This is a genomic window from Pseudomonas sp. Pseusp15 (genome assembly GCF_059492165.1).
This window is the reverse complement of record NZ_CP168523.1, coordinates 6,101,679-6,120,312: the sequence shown is the minus strand read 5'-3', so window position 1 is coordinate 6,120,312 and position 18,634 is coordinate 6,101,679. Positions and strand designations below refer to the sequence as shown.

Sequence of the window (18,634 nt, the reverse complement as noted above, 5' to 3'; positions counted from 1 at the left end):
GCACGGCCGCCAAGGGTTTCCTGTCGCCGTCACCACGTAAGACAGCCACTTGAAGACGAGACCTACCATGCGGATTATTCAAGCGACCCTCGAACACCTGGACCTGCTGACCCCGTTGTTCGTCAAATATCGCGAGTTTTACGGTTCCCTGCCGTATCCGGACTCGTCCCGAGCGTTCCTCGAAAAGCGCCTGCGGCGCAAAGAGTCGGTGATCTACCTGGCCCTGGCCGATGACGACAACAACAAACTGCTGGGTTTCTGTCAGTTGTACCCGAGCTTTTCGTCTCTTTCGCTCAAACGCGTATGGATCCTCAACGACATCTACGTCGCCGAAGACGCCCGACGCCAGTTGGTGGCCGACAACCTGATCCGCACCGCGAAGAAAATGGCCAAGGAAACCAATGCCGTGCGCATGCGCGTTTCCACCAGCAGCAACAACGAAGTCGCGCAGAAAACCTACGAATCCATCGGATTCAGGGAAGACACCGAGTTCAAGAACTACGTGTTGCCGATCAGTGACGAACTTTAAGCTCACCAAGAAGATCGCAGCCTTCGGCAGCGCCTGCATCGACCGAGGCAACCTCGAAGCTGTAGGTGCTACCGAAGGCTGCGACCTTTTCCGACAAACCCTGAAACACATCGACATTCCTCGCTACAAACTCGACGCGTTTTTCACTTTTCACCCCGTATAATGCCCACACCTCACGGCTCGTAAGAAAAATCACACCCCGCTGTAGTCTTACGCGAAGCTATCCGCACAGGCCTGCTGAGTCGGGCCATCACCACAGGTGCTTTCCATGGATTTCAACCCGATCGACGTTATTCTGCATCTCGATGTTTACCTCGAGATGCTGGTGAACAACTACGGAGCATGGATCTACGCCATCCTGTTCATGGTGATCTTCTGCGAAACCGGACTGGTGGTGATGCCGTTCCTGCCGGGCGATTCCCTGTTGTTCATCGCAGGCGCTGTGGCGGCCGGTGGCGGCATGGATCCGGTACTGCTGGGCGGCCTGCTGATGCTGGCGGCGATCCTCGGCGACAGCACCAACTACGTGATCGGCCGCACCGTCGGCGAACGGCTGTTCAGTAACCCGAACTCGAAAATCTTCCGCCGCGATTACCTGCAACAAACCCACGATTTCTACGACAAACACGGCGGCAAAACCGTGACCCTGGCGCGCTTCATGCCAATCATCCGTACCTTTGCTCCGTTCGTCGCCGGCGTTGGCAAAATGCCTTACCCGCGTTTCTTTGCCTTCAGCATTTTCGGCACCATCCTCTGGGTGGGTGGCCTGGTAACCCTCGGTTACTTCTTCGGCAACGTACCGTTCATCAAGAAAAACCTGTCGCTGCTGGTGGTGGGTATCATCCTGGTGTCGCTGCTACCGATGATCATTGGCGTGATCCGCAGCCGTCTCGCTAATGCCGCGTCCAAAGCCGAACCCCGCTGACTGACGATGTGGTCCCTTAGCGCCTGGCGACGCCGGCGCACCCTGGCCAGGCATCCGATTGCCGACGACATGTGGCAACGGGTGCGCCATCACCTGAGCTTCCTCGATGGCATCAGCGCGGCCGAAGACCAGTGGCTGCGCGAAGCCAGCGTGCTGTTCCTGCAAGACAAACACCTGACCGCCCTGCCCGGCGTCGAACTCCACCAGGAGCAGCGCCTGCTGCTCGCCGCCCAGGCCCAATTACCGCTCATGCATTTGGGTGATCTGAACTGGTATCAGGGCTTTCACGAAGTCATCCTCTACCCCGACGATTTCCTCAGCCCCCAGCGCCATCGCGATGCCAGCGGCGTCGAACACGAATGGGATGGTGAACACAGCGGCGAAGCCTGGCAGCAAGGCCCGATCATCCTCGCCTGGCCCGGCGTGATGGCCAGCGGTGGCTGGGAAGGCTACAACCTGGTGATCCACGAACTCGCACACAAGCTCGACATGCTCAACGGCAACGCCAATGGCCTGCCACCGCTGCACGCCGACATGCGCGTCAGCGACTGGGCCAAGGTCATGCAGGAAGCCTATGACGACCTCGACCGGCAACTGGAGCGCAACCCGGACGCTGAAACCGCCATCGACCCGTACGCCGCGGAAAACCCCGCCGAGTTCTTCGCGGTCACCAGCGAATACTTCTTCAGCGCCCCGGATTTGCTGCACGAGGCTTATCCACAGGTCTACGAGCAGTTGAGGCTGTTTTACCGGCAGGATCCCTTGGCAAGGCTTAGGCAACTTCAGGCCAATGATCCGGTCTATCAGGCTCACGACTAAGGTCTACACGACCTCTGGCACATAGCAACGGTGGCGGAATATGCCTATAATCGCCGCCACTTTTTGGTCAATCCGGCCAAGTGTTTTTGGTCAACTAACGGGGGCACCGCCCAATGAGCTACAGCAAGATTCCGGCTGGCAAAGACCTGCCGAACGACATCTACGTCGCGATCGAGATCCCGGCCAACCACGCGCCGATCAAATACGAAATCGACAAAGACAGCGACTGCCTGTTCGTTGACCGTTTCATGGCCACCCCAATGTTCTACCCGGCCAACTACGGTTACATCCCGAACACCCTGGCTGACGACGGTGATCCCCTCGACGTGCTGGTCGTGACTCCTTACCCGGTTGCTCCAGGTTCGGTGATCCGCGCGCGTCCAGTCGGCATCCTGAACATGACCGACGACGGCGGCGGCGATGCTAAAGTCATCGCAGTCCCACACGACAAGCTGTCCCAGCTGTACGTGGACGTGAAGGAATACACCGACCTGCCAGCCCTGCTGATCCAGCAGATCGAGCACTTCTTCGCGAACTACAAAGACCTCGAAAAAGGCAAATGGGTGAAAATCGAAGGCTGGGACGGCGCAGACGCCGCCCGCGCCGCGATCACCAAGTCGGTCGCTGCCTACAAAGGCTGAGAAGCAACGGTTAGTTTCTAGCCTCACGCTTCAAGAAAAACCCCGGTTGATCCGGGGTTTTTTGTGCCTGCCTGGAACGCTTTTAACAATGAGTTTTGAGCATTTCGGCCTGGGTGTTTGCCTGTTTATTTTTTACGAAAAGCGTCTTACATCCGGTCTTAAATTTCCCTCGAAATTTGAACGGGTCGTTTATTCAAACCCCCATCCTGCGCCCGTAGACTCGTGTTTATGAAAAAGAACACTAGCGGCCCACGGTTCAGAGCGCTCCTCGAAGCAGCCAACATCACAACGACAGGATTTGCCGCTTTCTTCGACACGGAAGCGCAAAATATCCATAACTGGTACACCCGTGGTGTGCCCGCTTATCGCATGGAGGAAGTCTCCCGACTTCTGTCTGTCAACAGTGACTGGCTGAAAACCGGCGAAGGCCCTAAAGAGTCCTCACGCCTGCGTGTGCTCGACGAGTCCGGCAACACCTTCGACGCCCAAGCCATCCGGGGCATCTACACGGTGATCGAACCCATCGACGTCGAACTGCCCTTCTTCAAAGAGACCGCCACCGCCCCAGGCTCCAACAAAACCCACGTCGTCGAGGACCCCGGCCAATCCATCCGCCTGCCCCACAGCTACCTCGACTCCCTGGAAATCAAACATGCCAATGCCATCTGCACCCACATGATCGGTAACAGCATGGCGGAGAAAATTGAAGACGGTTCTACCCTCGCCATTGATCGCGGGCTTACGCAGATTATCGACGGCGAAATCTATGCGATCGAGCATGACGGGATGTTGCGAATCAAATACCTGCACCGGATGCCGGGGAATGCATTGCGGCTGCGCAGCCACAACAGGGCTGAGTATCCGGATGAGATCTTCAGTGCCGAGCAGATCGACAAGCAGAACATCAGGGTATTGGGATGGGTGTTCTGGTGGTCGACGCTCAACAAACGCAGACCGTCCGTACCGTTCCTGTAAATACGAAGCCCTGTAGCAGCCTTCGGCAGCTGCTACGCCTCAGCGCAATCGCTCTATCCCGCACACCAAGCTGGGAATTCCTCAAAAAAATCAGTATGCTGCGCCCCACATTTGCGCATCGACCCTTTCCAAGGCTCAGATCGCACCGACAAGGCAGATCACTTTCTCGCCAAGTCCCACAGCCGGACGCAAGATCCGGGTGTACGTTTTGAAGGCTGGCGCGGTTTACCAAAAATAAACCAAGCCAGTCCCCGAGAAGCCGGCCACAAGCCGGCTTTTTAATGCCTGAAAGAAAGTCACCTTTAGAGGTCCTCTGGAAAATCCCGCAGTTCAACCGATCTGGGTACTACGGAATTCTCTGTTCACTCTCCGTCAGCGCGCTCCATGTTTGTGGCTTTATGTGATAGCACACTAGAATCATGGTGTACGTCCTACTCTGAAGGTCGCTGCTTACACGGACTAGGACTGAAGCCAGCGTAGACAGATGTGCAGGTCAAGGAGACCACCATGCCGGACGCCAGAAATATCAAGGAACAAAAGCTTCTCTACCACCTCACTTCGGTTGAAAATCTGGATGGCATTTTTCAGGAAGGCCTGAAACCTCGCGCCGATATCACTGATTTTAAAGACGTAGCAGACAGTGAAATCCTGAAAAAGCGTCAAGCCCTAAAACTTGACCGCTACGTACCCTTTCATTGGTTTGCTGCAAATCCATTTGATGGAAGCGTGCAGCGCCATAGACCCGATGCCAAATTTGTCCTGATCTCGGTTTACAGATCAATTGCGAAACAAAATGGCTGGAAAGTCATTCCGCGCCATCCACTGGCTAGTGATTCAATCCAGTTACTCGATTACGACGAGGGTTTCGAAGCCATCGAGTGGGAGGTCATGAATACCCGCGAATATCAGGACGCTCATTGCAAGAGTATCTGCATGGCGGAATGCCTAGCCCCTGGCGTTGTTAAACCCAACGTCTTCTTCAAAGTTTTCACTCCTAACGAGGAGGTTGAAGCACTCTGCGCGGCTAAAATGCGCGAGGCCGGTGTTACTGTACTCACCGGCGTGAATCAGAGAATGTTTTATCAATGAATTACAGCAGACTGAATCCAGAGAAGGCTCTGATCTGGCGTATCGTCCACCGCGATAACCTACCCTGGATTCTGGACAACGGTCTGCATTGCGCAAACTCGGATGTGCAGGCACCGCAGTACGTGAACATTGGCAATACCGAGCTGATCGACAAGCGCCGATCTCGCACTGTGCTCATTGCTCCGGGAGGGGTGCTGGCCGACTACGTACCCTTCTATTTCACACCCTTCTCTGTAATGATGAAAAACATTCACTCCGGATGGAGTGTTCAGCAGCGCAGCAACGACGAGATCGTGATTCTGGTCTCAAGCCTGTACCGCGTCGCACAGCTTGGCCTACCGTTTGTCTTCACAAACGCACATGCCTACCCGGATTGGACAGACTACTATAGCGATCTGGCGAATCTCAGCGAGATCGATTGGTCTATTCTCCAACGACGGGATTTCAAGCGCGAACCTGATGACCCTCGAAAAATGGAGCGCTATCAGGCCGAAGCACTGATTCACCATCACCTACCGATTACAGGACTCCTGGGCATCATGTGCTACACCGATGCAATGAAAGAACGCATAGAACAAGACGTGGCTGCTAGAGGCCTGACGTTACCTGTTCATGCGCGTCCAGGATGGTATTTCCAATGATCCGATTTACCCAAGGCAACCTTCTGGAAGCCAAAACCGAAGCCCTCGTCAACACGGTGAATACCGTAGGTGTGATGGGCAAAGGTATCGCGCTGATGTTCAAAGAGCGCTTCACGGAGAACTACCGCCTGTATTCAGCGGCCTGCAAGACGGGCGAGGTAGAGATAGGCAAGGTTCACGTAACGGCAGTCAATGAACTTGAAGGTCCTCGCTGGATCGTAAACTTCCCTACCAAGCGTCACTGGCGATCACCATCACAGATGGCATGGATAACCGAAGGCTTACACGATCTGCGTCGCTTTTTGATTGAAAACCATGTGAAGTCTGTGGCGGTTCCACCGTTAGGTGCCGGCAATGGTGGTTTGAAATGGCCTGAAGTCCGCGAACAGATTGTTGCTGTCTTGAGTGATCTGGATGTAGATGTGCTGGTTTTCGAACCTTCCAATCAGTATCTGAATGTCGCCAAACGTAGCGGAGTCGAGAAACTCACGCCTGCTCGCGCGCTCATTGCCGAGCTGGTTCGACGCTACTGGGTTCTGGGCATGGAATGCAGCCTGCTTGAGATTCAGAAACTGGCCTGGTTCCTTGAGCGCGCCATAGAAAAGTTACCAGACACCGAAAACCCGCTGAATCTCCAGTTTGTTGCTCATAAGTACGGGCCGTATGCCAATCGGTTGGAGCATCTGCTCAATAATCTTGATGGCAGCTATCTGCATTGCGACAAACGAATTAGTGATGCGGGTATCAGTGATGTGATTTGGTTCGATGAAGAACGCAAAGCCTTTTTGCAAACCTACCTCAAGACTGAGGCCAAGCACTTCTTGCCAGCCTTGGAGCGGACTGCCGAGCTAATCGACGGATTTGAATCGCCCTTCGGTATGGAATTGCTGGCTACGGTCGATTGGTTGCTGAGTCAGGAAGGAGTTTCTCCGACTGTGCCAGCTGTGCGCGAAGCGCTGAGTCGTTGGGATGGCGGAGCCGGTGCAGCGGCTCGCAAAAGCAAACTGTTCGATGATCAGGCGCTTGATATCGCACTGAGACGTCTTACCTCCTGTAGTTTCAGACCTGAAATGGCAGTCTGTTAACTTCTCCAGCGCCTCCACACGTGCCTATTTGTCGCAGTAGTGCTGCGACATTTGTCTGCCCTTGGTAACAGGCCCAACATTAACGTGTCAGAGCCTGTGATTGTGTCAGCAGTGCTGTCACAAAAAGAGGCTTCCAGCTCCTCCATGAAGGCTCGAACGGCCTGCTGATACTGAGTCAGGGACATGCTGATCGAATTGGTCAGCAGCCTGCTGACTAACTCTGCTCGCCTCACCCAGGCAATTGGGCAGCAAACTGTTGCCCAATTGAAATAGTCTCAGCAGTGCCGAGACGATCCCCCCTCACGGATAACTAAACCCCTTAACCAACGTCAACTCCCCCACCGCCCGCATCGGCACCAGGAACGTCTCCATTTTTTCATCAGGCGTCCCCTCCTCCGTAATCACCGTCACTTGCGCGGTGGTTAGCGGCTGGACCGCATCCTCCTGCCCTTCGTCATCACTGCGATACCCACCACCGTAGTAGTTCACGTACACCAGGTACTGCCCCTTGATCGGCGCCGGCATGGCGAAGATTTCCGGGCCGTAGCCGGTGGTCACGTCCACATCCAGCGCCGCACCATTGGGCGCGACACGGTCGCCGTACCAGATGTGTGCACCATCGGGGGTGATGAGGTGCAAGTCCAGGTCCGTGCCATCGCTGTCCCAGGACAGCAGCACCCGCAACTTGGCCGGGGTTGCGCCGCCGCTGGCGTTAAGAAACTGCGTGCGGTGGCGTTGTTGGCCATCGGGGCTGCGGACTTCAACGCTGTTGCTGCCTTTGGGGAATGAGAACGGGCGGTCGAAGTGACCGGCGGGGTCGATCTTCAGTGGCATGCTGACGCCGTTGACGATCAGCTTGCCGGGCTCATTGCTCTTGGGGGTGGATTGGATCTGACCGGTAATGCGCGCCGTGTTGGCCTGACCCACCGGGGTGTTAACCGACGACGCCGGGTAATTGACCGTCTGATGAAAGCTTTCGCCTTCGCCTTCAGGGGCGCCGGTACGCCAGCCGCCAATGGGCGTATCAAGTTTGACGGCAGCAAATGTCGCTGGCAGTACGCAAAAAGCGCAAAGCAACAGCAAGACCTGTGGATAACGGAGTTTCATGGCCTATTCCAGCAAGAGGTGACGGGCGAGCCCTTCGATGTAGGTTTCATCCTGGCCGTTAGGGTGTGCTTCGAAGGCCAGGTGCAGGTATTCGTGGGTCAGATCGAGGCGGTCTTGCAACGACAGCACGCCGCGTACGTAGATGCGCTGGCGTTCGCGGTCGACAAACGGACGACCAAAGGCCAGGCGGCAGACCGCAAAGGTGCTGACTTCGTTGTAGCCGACTTCGCTTTCTAGTCGTTGGCGCCAGCCGCGGCGCTGGTTTTGCAGCCAGTCTTGCGCGGCGGGCAGCGCTTCGCAGGAGGCGACCGGGTTGTCCCAGCGACTGAGGCTGGCGCGCGGGTAGGCGTGCAGCAGGATGGCGTCGTAGCGTTGGCCGGCATTGGCTTGTTCGACGGCTTGCTGCCAGGAGAGTTTGTCCGGCCCCGGTTGGTCGGAGTGATAGGTGACGTTGCTGCCTGCAAGAACCAGATCGCTGGTCCACGAGGCGATATTGCGCGACTCAGTGGCGGCCGGACGTGGCGCGACGCGCTGTCGACTGCTGCTGTCATCGATGCTCAGACAGTCGCCGTTGCGAGTGGCATTTTGCAGCAGGTAGGTGCGGATCGCGACGGCCAGGGCTTTGGCCGCTTCGACGGGTTCAGGCCTGGCTTCACGCTGCAGGACGCGGGCGACGTATTCTTCACGATCGAGGCGGGCGATGAGTTTGTCTTTGAGCAAGAACAACTCGCCGTCGCTGTGGATATCGAGTTGATTGCCGTTGGCGAACTCGACGCGGTAGTCGCCTTGCAAAGGGCCGGGCGCTATAACGCGATCCCCCGACAACACGCGTTTCAGTGGATAACGCGCGAACAGACCGACCTCAACACACTTCCCTGCCTCGGCTGGCCACGACGAGGGCAGCACCGTCGCCAGCGCCTGACCATAATGGCGCAACACCATTTGGCTGGTGCCGCGCCCACCGGCCCAGATCGGCGTGCCGTCTACCGTCCAGCCCGCGAATCCGCCTTGGCGCGACGAAGGATCCTGATCCCCCAGCCAGCTCCAGGTTTTCACCCGCAACCGACCACCGAGTTCACCCACGACATTGCCATCCGCGGCATTGAGCACCACATCGAGCAACACCCTTCGCGCCTGATCCTGCGCCGGCATCACGGCCAACACCTTCAACAACTCCGCCACCGGAACCCGGGTCTGCGGTTGCAACAACGGCAAATCCAGCAACCATTTCGGCGCTTGTCTGGCCTGCCAATACTCGCGCCACTGTGCGCCGGCAATGCCCAGGCGCGCAGGCTCAAAGTACAAGCCGCAAGACTTCACCAATGCCTGATCACGCCCGATCGTGCCGCCCGCCGTGCAGCAATAAACTTCTTCCTTCGATTGCCCGCGACATTCATAAGCGGGCTCGCGCGCGCCGGTGTCCACCAGCCAGCCGTAGACAAACAGCTTCCACAAGCTGCCCAACGGCGTCTGCAAATCATCAGGCAATGGCTCACGCGAGATCACCTGAGTCTGGCTCAACCCAAGCAATTCACCCTTGAAGCCCAGGCGCAGCGGCTCGTCCTGCGCTGTCGCCAGCGCAGGGATCAAACACAGCAACCACCAGACCAGACACCGGGTCATGTCAGTTGACCGTGACCTGACCGAGTGCCGGTTTCTGTTCCTGAGCCTGATGCTGTGGCGCGTAGACCTGCGTGAAACGCACCGGCGGCAGGTTGAACTGGCCTTTTTGCGAGAAGCGCACCAGATGACGCAGGCGCAACTCACCGCTCAGCGCATCCACTGGCACCGCATAGGCCATTTGCCCCGGCTCGAAACGGGCTTTCTCCAGCGCGGTCGGCTCGGTGCCGGCCTTGCCCATCAGCTTGATGCCCCACGTGGTGCGCTCGACGTCCGCACCCGGTGGTAGCGGCACTTCGAGCATGCCGTAGCGCAGCGGTTTCGCCGCTTTGCTGGTGATGATCACTTCGTCCAGGTACAGGCTGTCGCTGGACAACGGCTTGGTGCCGACCGCTTCGAGTTTGAATTCGAACGCTTCATCACCCGGCACCAGACGCGACAGGCGACGGGTGATGGTCACCGCCATCGGATCGATTGCCGGTTGTTTGGTCTGGAAGCTCAACATGGCGCGTAGCGGGCGCTCTTGCGTTCCGCTCAGCGACAATACCGCCGGCACTGGCGAAGAGCCCTGCCACGTCCAATACATCTCACCGGTATCACTGTAACGTTTCTTCCAGCCCTCACCCGGTGCCAATGCGATGGTCGGAGAAGCCTGCTCGATGCTGCGCTGCAACCAGGTCAGCGCCAACGCGCGTTCCAGGGTCGATTGCTGTGGCAACAGGCGTTGCAACAACGCTTGTGCATGAGCCTGATCGAAAGTCTGCAGCGACAGGTTCAGGGCTTCGACAAACGGTTGAGCGCTGGTGGCCACTTGCTGTTGCGCAGCATCCACTTGACGACTGAACGCCGGCGGCAGATTGACCTTGGCCTGACGCGCCAAAGACGCGGTCAACACCCGAGCACTGGCCAGCCCCAAGGCCGAATCCGGATCGTTCATGACCAGGCTCTCTGCACCATCGTCCATCACGCTCGCGGCATTGCCTTCGCCGGCTTTCACCAGGTCGTCGATCAAACCGCTGAGCAGCGTGTTCACCGGCAATTGCATCTGTTTGGCAAACGACAGAATCAACGCCCGCTGCAACAGTGGTGTGTTCTGCGCCTGTTTCGCGTACACCTCCAACACCCGCTGCCAGTGCTCCGGCGGCAGGCTCAGTTCCAGCACTTTGCTGGCGTGCCAGTCGGCGTAATAGGCGTAAGCGGTGAGGAATGCATCCGGCTCGCCGTCAAAGCCCCACCAAGTGAAGCACGCCGACGGCCCGGCCATTTGCACCAGACGCAGGCGGCTGTTCTGCATGATCAAACGCAAGCGATCACGGATCTGCGGGTTCGACGACAGCGTTGGATAGGCGATGCTCAGCGGCAGCAGACGGCTGGCGGTTTGTTCGACGCCGCCATACGGATAGCTCAGCAGATCATCGAGGGCCGAGCGGAACACTGCTTGCGGGCTGTCATCCAGACGCAGGCGAATATCCGTGGCGTCCGCCGGCAAGGTCAACGGCGTGTCGCCGCTGACCGCGTCCAGGCTTTGGCTCTGGGTCACCTGCCAGCCTTCGCCAGTCGCGGTCAGGCGTACGGCCAAGGCGTCAGCGGTTTTGCCATCCTGCACCAGCTCGGCGGTCCAATCGCCATTGGCCAATGTGAATGCCGGCAATGGGATGTAGTTGACGCCGTTGTTCAGTGTGACCGGCACACGTTGCTCGGCACCCGCGTAATGAATCACCAGCTCAGCCTTGACCGGTTTCTCGGCCTGACTGAAAGCGAATACGCCAAGATCCGGTTTGTCGCCATTGCGGAATTTGGTCGGGCCGCTCCACTTCAGGTACAGCGGTTTTTCCGAGCGCACGAATTGCTTCTTTTGCCCGACCTGACCGTCATCGGCGATGGCGCGGGCGGTGATGCGCCAGCGGGTCAAGGAGTCCGGCATCTTGAAGGTGAAACGGGTTTTGCCGTTGGCGTCGGTGATCAATTCCGGCTGCCACGCGGCGGTGTCGACGTCTTCACGACGCGGCCGCTCCAGCACTTTCACCCCACGCTCGCTGCGGTTGGCTTTGCCCGGCGCGCCCGGGCTGCCCGGCAGTGCCACGTCGTAGCTGATGAACGACAAACTGGCGCTGGTGCGCACGTTGTTGCGGCGCGGATGGTAGAAGAACTGGTCGATGGTCGGCGCCACTTCCGGTTGCAGCGCGTAGATCATTTCGTCGACCACGCTGACCGTCAGGTGAGCCGGAATCGGCTTGCCGGCGAACAGGGTGGTGAGGTCCACGGACACGGTATCGCCGGGCTGATACGCCTCTTTGTCGGTAGTGATCGCCACATCGATCTGTGGCGCGACCACCTTGATACCGGCGTTCTGGAAGCTGTACTGACCGCCCTTGGTGTAGAGCACGGAGAACGTCAGGTTCGGCGCGAAGTTGTCCTTCACCGCGATGCGCGCGCGGTATTGGGTGTCGCTGAGCTTTTCCATCTTCAGCCAGTCGCCGCCCTTGGACAGCAACGCCGTGGCCTCGACCTTGTCGCGCTCGAGCGACAACAACGCATCGCTGACCGGCTCGGGGAAAGTGATCAACGCGAGGGCTTCGTCGCCAGCCTTGTACTCGGGTTTGTCGAGGACGATTTCCACGGTGCCGGGCACGGCTTTGACGCCATCACCCGTGACCGAATGACCGGTCGCGCCAAGCACCCGGCCATGATCATCCTTCAGCGTCAGGTTGTAAGTACCCGGACGGTCGAAGGCCAGGCTGAAGCCTTTGTCCTTGCCGGCGAGTTTTCCTTCGCCAGTGGTCTGATCTTCAAGTCGCACCCAGCTGTAGCTGCTCGGGTTGACCGCTTTGCTCTGCTCGCTGCCACCTTCATTGGCGTAGCTGAAGGCAACCTTGTCGCCCACCGCGCTGAACCGTTGCGGCGCGCTCAGGCGGAAACTGGCGGCACCACGGTCGATGAGGATTTCCTTGGTGGTCTTGACCCGGTACGCCGCGCCATCACTGGCGAACACGGTGAGCATGTAGCGGCTCGGTTTCTCGGCGGCGGGCAGGTCAAGCGTCGCGTTGCCCTTGGCGTCGGTGGTCAGTTCGGCGCTGGTCAGCTCCACCGGGAATTGCCCCAGGTATTGCAGTTCGTTATCGACCATCGACAGTTGTTGGGCGCGCAGGCTCAGGCTCACCTTGGCGTCGACCACTGGTTTACCGTCCGGGTACAACAACACCAGGCTGCCTTTGACCGGTTCGCCGGTACGGTAATCCTGCTTGGCCAGGTTCAGGGAGATCTCGAAGTGCGGTTTGATGTACTCAGCCACGCGGAAGGCGCTGCTGTAGGCCTGATCCTTGTAGCTGAAACGCAGCTCATAACCGCCCGCCACCGCATTGTCCGGCAACTGGAAACGGCCCTGGGTGCCGGCCTTGGAATCGAGCTTCAACGCCAACGACTGCAGCGCAGTACCGGTGGCATCGAGCACCGTCACATTGACATCGGCAGCGGTCGGCGCCACGGAATCCCGGGCATTCTTGAACTCGCGACCGACGATTTTCAACGACACCCAATCACCCGGCCGGTACAGCGGCCGATCGGTAAACGCATAGAGTTTGGTGTCGTAGATTTCGCTGTCGTAGTAGAAGTTCTCGGAGACGAACACCCCGCCCTCTTCGTCCTCGCCGATCACGAACGAACGCTCCGGGCTGACGTGTTTCAGGCGCAGCAAACCATCGGCATCGGTCGCGCCACTGCTCATCACGCCCAGGCCATCGGTCCACAGCACATTAACCTTCGGCACCGAACTGCCTTCATGTTTGCGCGCGGCCCATACCAGCAATTCATCACCGGCAATCTTGCTCACGGCCACGGTATTGGAGACGAACACCATGGTGGTCGCGCGGTACTTGCCGATCAGCGCTTCCACCAGGTACAGGCCCGGTTTCAGGTTGCCCAACGGGATATAAACGTTGCCCGGCGAGACGCTGACGAACTCACTGGAAGAACCAACCAGTTTCACACCTTCAGGCGGCTGGATCGGTTTGGCTTGCCATAGCGGATAACGGAATTGGCTGACCACCGGCAGACCCGGAATCAACGCGAATTGCGGCTGTGCGTCGTAGGGCGTTGGCGCGGCGATGGCGGTGCCCATCTTCAGTTCCGGCACTTCCTCGGTGACTTGTTTACGCGACTCGTAGGAAAACGCCCGCTGCATCACCCGACGGGATTTGCGGTACCAGTTGTCCCACAGGTACGCGAGGGTGTTCGACAGGCCTTCGCCCTTGAACTGGCCGTCGCTGACCACACGGTGCAGGTTCTTCTGGCGCTTGAGGAAATCCAGCGGCTTGTCGATGCGATACACCCGAATGTCCGCACCGCCGTAAGGCTCCATACGGAACCGGCGATAGTCACGACCCGGCGCTTCGAGGCGTACCACCGCCTGTTCGTCGCTGGCGAAACTGCTGTCGGCCAACAGGAAAAAGCTTTCACCGGCCACCGGCGTATAGCCGCTCGGCTCGACGGTGTCTTCGGCGTTGACTGCCGACAGCGGCAGAACCAACGCAAGCAAAAGAGGCAGTTTTGAGCAAATGCGCAGCATGCGGGCACCGATCATTGGGAGAGAAAGTTCAGTCGATAGACGCCGATGAAGTTGGGGTTGGCTGCGTCGGGTATCCATCGGGTGTCCTTCCATGTCATGAGTTGCTGCAGGCTTGCGGAGCGCATGCCGTTGTCGGTGGGGGTGGTGGTGCCGGTGTGATAGGCGATGAAGCGGCCCATCCAGATCATCAGGTGCTGGTCATCGCCCTGATCGAAAAACATCAGGTCGCCGGGCCGGGCCTGGGCCAGGTCGCGGCCGACCAGATGGCTGTTGAACTGAATCAGTTTGATCGCGTTGACGTAGGGCCCAACCTTGCCGCCGCCCTGCTGCCATTGCTGGGCGAGGCCGCGTTGGGCGTCACTCAGTTGCAACTCCGGCGGCAGGTAGCGGTTGGACAGGCCATTGCTGCGCAGCCATTTGTCGTCATGGACTTTCAGCGCTTCGTTGGCGGCAAACCGCACCAGCCCGGCGCAGTCCTGCTGATACCAGCGCGGGCTCGGGCCTTGGGTCAATTGTTCCTGGGCGATGCGCACGAACCAGGCACGGAATACCTGGGATTGCTGCGGGTCGAGCGCGGCGGCTTCGCTGGCGAATGTGCGGGTCCCCAGCAGCAACGCCAGCAAGCCGAGGCCTCGGATGAGTGCGGTCACAGAGCTTTCCACTCCAGCGGCAGCCATTGCCAGTGGCCGTCGGGCTCGCTGCCTTTGGGCAAGGTCAGGGCGTATTTGCCGTAGCCGCCAAGGGTGCGCAGTTTCGGGATCAGGTAGGTTTGCGCGGCGTTGTAGAACACCGGTTCCATGTCCTGCGGCAGGCTGTCGAGGGTTTCCTGCTGCATCAGTTGCGCCATGGAGTCGGGGCCGAAATAGATCGGCATCAGCAGGTCTTTCGGCAGCACGTCAGCCAGCGGCGGGAAGCGTTTGTCGAGGGTGCCCAGCGCTTTGTCGACGAGTTTGTCGTCGAGGGAGAACAGCAGCGTCGAACCATGGCGCGCCAGGCTGACGCGCATGAAGGCTTTGCCGGTGATCGCGTCCGGCTGCTCGGCATCCTTGGCCTTATAGGGGCCGAAGTTGGAGCTGACCTGGCGCTGCCACTGATGGGTTTTACCGTCCTGTTTCTCGACCACCGGGAATGCGTGCTCGGCAACATTGCCTTCGTAGGCACCGACCATCGAGCCGAACAGGTTGCCCAAGTCACCGTCGAGTTTGGCACTGTCATCGTCATTCAGGCTGGCCACCAGCAGCGGCGTGTACAGCCGCGAATCGGCGTACCAGCACAGGCCGGCGGCACCGGCCATATGTTCGGTCAGGGCCTGGGCCACGGACTCTTCGGCGCCAAGTTTCACCAGCAGCGGTTTCTGTTGTTCGGCGGCCAACGGCAAGGCCACGCAAGCGCTGGCGCCCATCGGCATGGCTTGCCAGATCGGTTTGAAGTCGAAGTCCGGCTGCTTGTCCAGTTCGTCCATGGCGAGGAAGCTGTGCCAGCCCTTGTCATCCATGTCGAAACGCAGGCCGGCAAAGTTCGGGATGAAGCGCTGATAACCCATGGCCAACACGCTGGAGTTGACCGAGAGGCGTTGTTTTACCTCGGGCGCACGCGGCGGCAGGCCGAAGGCTTCGGGGAACAGTTTGTCGCCGTTGAGCAAGGCGGCGATCGCCTTGGTCGAAACGCCGCCGGTTTCCTCCAAAGCCCCGTTATCCGGGTCGTAGAGTTTGGCCGGATTGGACAGCACCACCAATTTGTCGCCATGGGAAGCGAACACCAACGCCTTGCTGGCGTTGTAGTTGAGCTGATAGAGGGTGACGGCGTCGGCACCGACTTTCACTTCACTGAGCTTGCTCAGCTGCGAATCATCCAGCGCCACTTTCGCCAGCGGCTCGAGCACCTTGGCCAGTCCGCCGCGATCCATCACCAACAGGAAATCCTTGAGACGCCCATCCGCCCCGCGCCACAGCGCCACATCCGCCGGTTGGTCGAAGAGCTGCTCGATCAGGCTGTCCTGCAACTTCAGGTCATGCTCGTAAATGATCCGCCGCAGGCTGCCGATCAAACCGAGGCGATCGGCATGGGCTTCGTAATAGAAGACGAAATCTTCGGTCAGGGTTTCCTTGAGGAACGGCACGGCCAGCAAATCCTTGGGTAGCTGACTCAAGGAATGGGTTTCGAGCAGACCGTCCGGGCGACTCATGCCCAGCTTGTCGCTGGCCAACTGCGCAGGCGGAGCCTTGGGTTTGTGCAGGAACCAGCCTAACCCGCCCGCTACGCCTGCCGCCAGGCACAGCCCGATCAGCAACGCCGGCCAACGACGTGGGGTTTTGGCTGCTGGTATGTCGGCGGCCGGAGTCACAGTGTTATCGCTCATGTTCACAAAACCCGATTTCATCCGTGGTGCGGGATGTTTAATAGTTGAAAGTCTTGACCAGCAGCAGGTCGCCGATCGCCCGCAAGGGCACGATGAACGTCTCGCGTTTTTCGTCGACGGTGTTTTCATTGAGCACCAGATTGATTTGCGAGGTGATCACCTCGTTCTGGTTGCTGTTCTCATCGAAGTTATAGCCGCCGCTGCCGTAGTTGCCCCAATAGTTCACGTAAACCAGATAGGTGCCGTGCATCGGCGCAGTCATGGTGAACATTTCAGGGCCAGGGCCATCGACCCCGTCCGGGTCCAGCCCACCGCCGTTGCTCATCGCCGGACTGGCCCAGAACGCGTGCTGGCCGTCGGGGGTAATGATGTGCAGGTCGAGTTCGGCCTTGGGATCGTCCCAGCCCAGCACCACGCGAATCCGCGCCGGGGTGCGCAGGTTATTGGCTTCATAGAATTGAACGCGCTTGAGCGACTTGCCCTCGGAACTGCGCACTTCGACGCTGTTGGAACCGGCGCCGAACGCATACGGGCGGGCAAAACGCCCTTGATCGTCGGTGTACAGATTCAGGGGATTGCCGTTGACCGCCAGGCTGTGGGGCGGACGGAGCGTGCCGAGGGCCTTGAGCTGGCCTTCGATCATTGTGCGATTGCGCTGCACGCCCCGGTCGATGGGCGGTGTGGGATAGGCGACGCGAGGGTTTTCACTGCGGTCCAGCAAGCCGTGATAGCGCCAACCACCCACCGGTTCCGATAGCTCGGCCGTGGGCTCGGCCCGCGCCACTTGAGCGCAGACCAGCGTAATCAGCAGTGAAAGAACCCAACGCATGTGACGCCTCCTGCCATGCATAACGAAACCTGGCGCCTGATCCTCGGCGCGTTACAGATCAAAAAAACTGCGTTTCGTCAGAAGACCCTGAATATAGGGTCGTTGAAGGCGCGAAGATTAGCCATTCGGCAGTTTTTTAACAATCAGATACATCTATATTTGCGGTGAGAATCACGGTGTTTGTTGGGCGTGAGCCGAATAGCGATCTTATTCGGCTCATAAAGTGAGCCGAATAAGACTATTATTCGGCTCATTCACCTTGGAGCACCCGAGTTCATGGCACCTCACTGGATCTGGCAACGGCCTGATTGGCCAAATTTCAACTGGCAAGCCGAGCGCCTGACACCGTTATTACGCGAGTGTGTGCAGGCACAAGGTCGGTTGATGGGCATGGCCAGTTCCGTAGATAGCTCACTAAGCGCGCAGAACGAACTGGATGCGCTATTGCAGAATATCGTGACGTCTTCAGCTATCGAGGGTGAACAACTTAACGTCGGCTCCGTGCGCTCTTCACTGGCGCGACGACTGGGTTTAAATCTGGTCGACGGGGATAAGGTGAGCCAACGCAGTGAAGGTCTGGCGCAATTAATGCTCGACGCCACACAGCATTTCGCTGAACCACTGACGTTGCAGCGACTACTGGATTGGCACGAGTGGCTATTTCCTGATCAAGATTCCGACTTCGCCGCCCGGCCCATCCACATTGGAGCGTTACGCGGCGATGAACCCATGCAAGTGGTTTCGGGGCGACTCGACAGGCCAACCGTTCACTTCGAAGCGCCGCCTCGCCAAGGCCTTGAGCAGCAACTGGACACATTCCTCAAATGGTTTGAAGTCAGCCGAAATCAAGCCGGCCTCGATCCATTGCTGCGGGCCGGTATCGCGCACTTCTGGTTCGTCACTTTGCACCCCTTCGACGATGGCAATGGCCGTCTCACGCGAACCATCACCGACCTGGCGCTGGCCCAGAGCGAGGCTCAGGCTATCCGCTTCTATGCCATGTCGGCGAGCATCCTGGAGGATCGTTCAGGCTATTACCGAGTGCTGGAAACCAGCCAGAAAGCCACGCTGGACATCACACAATGGCTGGAATGGTTTCTACAAACTCTCCTGCGTAGTTTGCAGCAAGCCATGAACCGTATCGAGTTGGTGCTGGCCAAAGCGCGCTTCTGGCAGGCACATCGGGAGTCCGAGCTGTCAGTTGAGCAGATCAAAGTGTTGAATCGTTTACTCGATGGCGGAGAACGTGGTTTCGAGGAGGGAATCAGCGCCGCTCAATACCAGGCAGTGGCAAAGGTTTCCAAAGCTACCGCGACCCGTCATCTGACCGAGCTGCTGGAGAAGGGCTGCCTGAAACGCCTGCCCGGTGGCGGGCGCAGCACTCGGTATCAGATCCTTCACCCTGAGCTTGAGGCATTCTGAGTCCGGTTTTTCCGACGCGGCGACAGGGG

The 18,634-nt window shown here is 58.7% G+C and carries 15 protein-coding genes; 9 read left to right on the top strand and 6 right to left on the bottom strand.

The genetic code is table 11. The annotated features are described in order from the left end of the window. Nucleotides 1–67: 67 nt before the first annotated feature. The 8 genes from ACEN8R_RS27710 to darG all read left to right on the top strand — a co-directional run bounded on the left by ACEN8R_RS27710 (nt 68) and on the right by darG (nt 6,704). Nucleotides 68–529 (top strand): GNAT family N-acetyltransferase, encoded by a 462-nt coding sequence (locus ACEN8R_RS27710; protein ID WP_018925733.1) that lies wholly within the window; start codon nt 68–70, stop codon nt 527–529. A gap of 268 nt (nt 530–797) precedes the next feature. After that, entirely contained in the window at nt 798–1,454 is a 657-nt protein-coding gene (locus ACEN8R_RS27705; protein WP_018925731.1) for a DedA family protein, read from the top strand. A gap of 6 nt (nt 1,455–1,460) precedes the next feature. Beyond that, nucleotides 1,461–2,273 (top strand): M90 family metallopeptidase, encoded by an 813-nt coding sequence (locus ACEN8R_RS27700; RefSeq protein WP_018925730.1) that lies wholly within the window; start codon nt 1,461–1,463, stop codon nt 2,271–2,273. A gap of 113 nt (nt 2,274–2,386) precedes the next feature. Next, nucleotides 2,387–2,914 carry an inorganic diphosphatase gene (gene ppa / locus ACEN8R_RS27695; protein ID WP_007933577.1) on the top strand — a complete coding sequence of 176 codons (528 nt, stop codon included), beginning with the start codon at nt 2,387–2,389 and terminating at the stop codon, nt 2,912–2,914. Nucleotides 2,915–3,142: 228 nt separating this feature from the next. Beyond that, complete coding sequence (locus ACEN8R_RS27690) at nt 3,143–3,889, top strand: S24 family peptidase (RefSeq protein ID WP_026286380.1); 747 nt, start codon at nt 3,143–3,145, stop codon at nt 3,887–3,889. A gap of 507 nt (nt 3,890–4,396) precedes the next feature. Further along, nucleotides 4,397–4,978: a DarT ssDNA thymidine ADP-ribosyltransferase family protein gene (locus ACEN8R_RS27685; protein ID WP_018925709.1), complete on the top strand. Its 582-nt coding sequence runs from the start codon at nt 4,397–4,399 to the stop codon at nt 4,976–4,978. Next, nucleotides 4,975–5,619, top strand: coding sequence for a type II toxin-antitoxin system toxin DNA ADP-ribosyl transferase DarT (gene darT, locus ACEN8R_RS27680; RefSeq protein ID WP_018925708.1), 645 nt, complete (start codon nt 4,975–4,977; stop codon nt 5,617–5,619). Before ACEN8R_RS27685 ends, darT begins: the two co-directional genes overlap by 4 nt. Next, nucleotides 5,616–6,704, top strand: coding sequence for a type II toxin-antitoxin system antitoxin DNA ADP-ribosyl glycohydrolase DarG (gene darG, locus ACEN8R_RS27675; protein ID WP_018925707.1), 1,089 nt, complete (start codon nt 5,616–5,618; stop codon nt 6,702–6,704). The genes darT and darG overlap by 4 nt, the downstream gene beginning before the upstream one ends. Before the next feature lie 300 nt (nt 6,705–7,004). On the opposite strand, the gene ACEN8R_RS27670 is transcribed toward darG, so the two are convergent. Genes ACEN8R_RS27670 through ACEN8R_RS27645 form a run of 6 tightly spaced genes read right to left on the bottom strand, consistent with a single transcriptional unit; the run spans nt 7,005 to nt 17,183 of the window. Then, complete coding sequence (locus ACEN8R_RS27670) at nt 7,005–7,811, bottom strand: YfaP family protein (RefSeq protein WP_018925705.1); 807 nt, start codon at nt 7,809–7,811, stop codon at nt 7,005–7,007. A 3-nt stretch (nt 7,812–7,814) separates the two neighbouring features. Then, nucleotides 7,815–9,434, bottom strand: a complete 1,620-nt coding sequence (locus tag ACEN8R_RS27665) for a DUF2300 domain-containing protein (protein ID WP_018925704.1) — start codon at nt 9,432–9,434, stop codon at nt 7,815–7,817. 1 nt (nt 9,435) lies between these two features. Further along, nucleotides 9,436–13,995 (bottom strand): alpha-2-macroglobulin family protein, encoded by a 4,560-nt coding sequence (locus ACEN8R_RS27660; RefSeq protein WP_432416834.1) that lies wholly within the window; start codon nt 13,993–13,995, stop codon nt 9,436–9,438. Between the two features lie 11 nt (nt 13,996–14,006). Next, nucleotides 14,007–14,672, bottom strand: a complete 666-nt coding sequence (locus ACEN8R_RS27655) for a DUF1175 domain-containing protein (RefSeq protein WP_032833720.1) — start codon at nt 14,670–14,672, stop codon at nt 14,007–14,009. Further along, on the bottom strand, nt 14,642–16,354 hold the full coding sequence (locus tag ACEN8R_RS27650) for a DUF2138 domain-containing protein (RefSeq protein WP_026286376.1): 1,713 nt from the start codon (nt 16,352–16,354) through the stop codon (nt 14,642–14,644). The genes ACEN8R_RS27655 and ACEN8R_RS27650 overlap by 31 nt, the downstream gene beginning before the upstream one ends. A 37-nt stretch (nt 16,355–16,391) precedes the next feature. Continuing rightward, nucleotides 16,392–17,183: a YfaP family protein gene (locus ACEN8R_RS27645; protein WP_018925700.1), complete on the bottom strand. Its 792-nt coding sequence runs from the start codon at nt 17,181–17,183 to the stop codon at nt 16,392–16,394. Between the two features lie 276 nt (nt 17,184–17,459). Between ACEN8R_RS27645 and ACEN8R_RS27640 the strand changes: the two genes are divergently transcribed. Beyond that, on the top strand, nt 17,460–18,605 hold the full coding sequence (locus tag ACEN8R_RS27640) for a Fic family protein (RefSeq protein WP_026286375.1): 1,146 nt from the start codon (nt 17,460–17,462) through the stop codon (nt 18,603–18,605). The last annotated feature ends 29 nt before the right edge of the window (nt 18,606–18,634 follow it).

What these genes read in the sequence shown, in the direction of transcription:
- ACEN8R_RS27710 (WP_018925733.1), top strand. Translation starts at nt 68, where the DNA reads ATGCGGATTATTCAAGCGACCCTCGAACACCTGGACCTGCTGACCCCG.
- ACEN8R_RS27705 (WP_018925731.1), top strand. Translation starts at nt 798, where the DNA reads ATGGATTTCAACCCGATCGACGTTATTCTGCATCTCGATGTTTACCTC.
- ACEN8R_RS27700 (WP_018925730.1), top strand. Translation starts at nt 1,461, where the DNA reads ATGTGGTCCCTTAGCGCCTGGCGACGCCGGCGCACCCTGGCCAGGCAT.
- ppa (WP_007933577.1), top strand. Translation starts at nt 2,387, where the DNA reads ATGAGCTACAGCAAGATTCCGGCTGGCAAAGACCTGCCGAACGACATC.
- ACEN8R_RS27690 (WP_026286380.1), top strand. Translation starts at nt 3,143, where the DNA reads ATGAAAAAGAACACTAGCGGCCCACGGTTCAGAGCGCTCCTCGAAGCA.
- ACEN8R_RS27685 (WP_018925709.1), top strand. Translation starts at nt 4,397, where the DNA reads ATGCCGGACGCCAGAAATATCAAGGAACAAAAGCTTCTCTACCACCTC.
- darT (WP_018925708.1), top strand. Translation starts at nt 4,975, where the DNA reads ATGAATTACAGCAGACTGAATCCAGAGAAGGCTCTGATCTGGCGTATC.
- darG (WP_018925707.1), top strand. Translation starts at nt 5,616, where the DNA reads ATGATCCGATTTACCCAAGGCAACCTTCTGGAAGCCAAAACCGAAGCC.
- ACEN8R_RS27670 (WP_018925705.1), bottom strand. Translation starts at nt 7,811, where the DNA reads ATGAAACTCCGTTATCCACAGGTCTTGCTGTTGCTTTGCGCTTTTTGC.
- ACEN8R_RS27665 (WP_018925704.1), bottom strand. Translation starts at nt 9,434, where the DNA reads ATGACCCGGTGTCTGGTCTGGTGGTTGCTGTGTTTGATCCCTGCGCTG.
- ACEN8R_RS27660 (WP_432416834.1), bottom strand. Translation starts at nt 13,995, where the DNA reads ATGCTGCGCATTTGCTCAAAACTGCCTCTTTTGCTTGCGTTGGTTCTG.
- ACEN8R_RS27655 (WP_032833720.1), bottom strand. Translation starts at nt 14,672, where the DNA reads ATGGCTGCCGCTGGAGTGGAAAGCTCTGTGACCGCACTCATCCGAGGC.
- ACEN8R_RS27650 (WP_026286376.1), bottom strand. Translation starts at nt 16,354, where the DNA reads ATGAGCGATAACACTGTGACTCCGGCCGCCGACATACCAGCAGCCAAA.
- ACEN8R_RS27645 (WP_018925700.1), bottom strand. Translation starts at nt 17,183, where the DNA reads ATGCGTTGGGTTCTTTCACTGCTGATTACGCTGGTCTGCGCTCAAGTG.
- ACEN8R_RS27640 (WP_026286375.1), top strand. Translation starts at nt 17,460, where the DNA reads ATGGCACCTCACTGGATCTGGCAACGGCCTGATTGGCCAAATTTCAAC.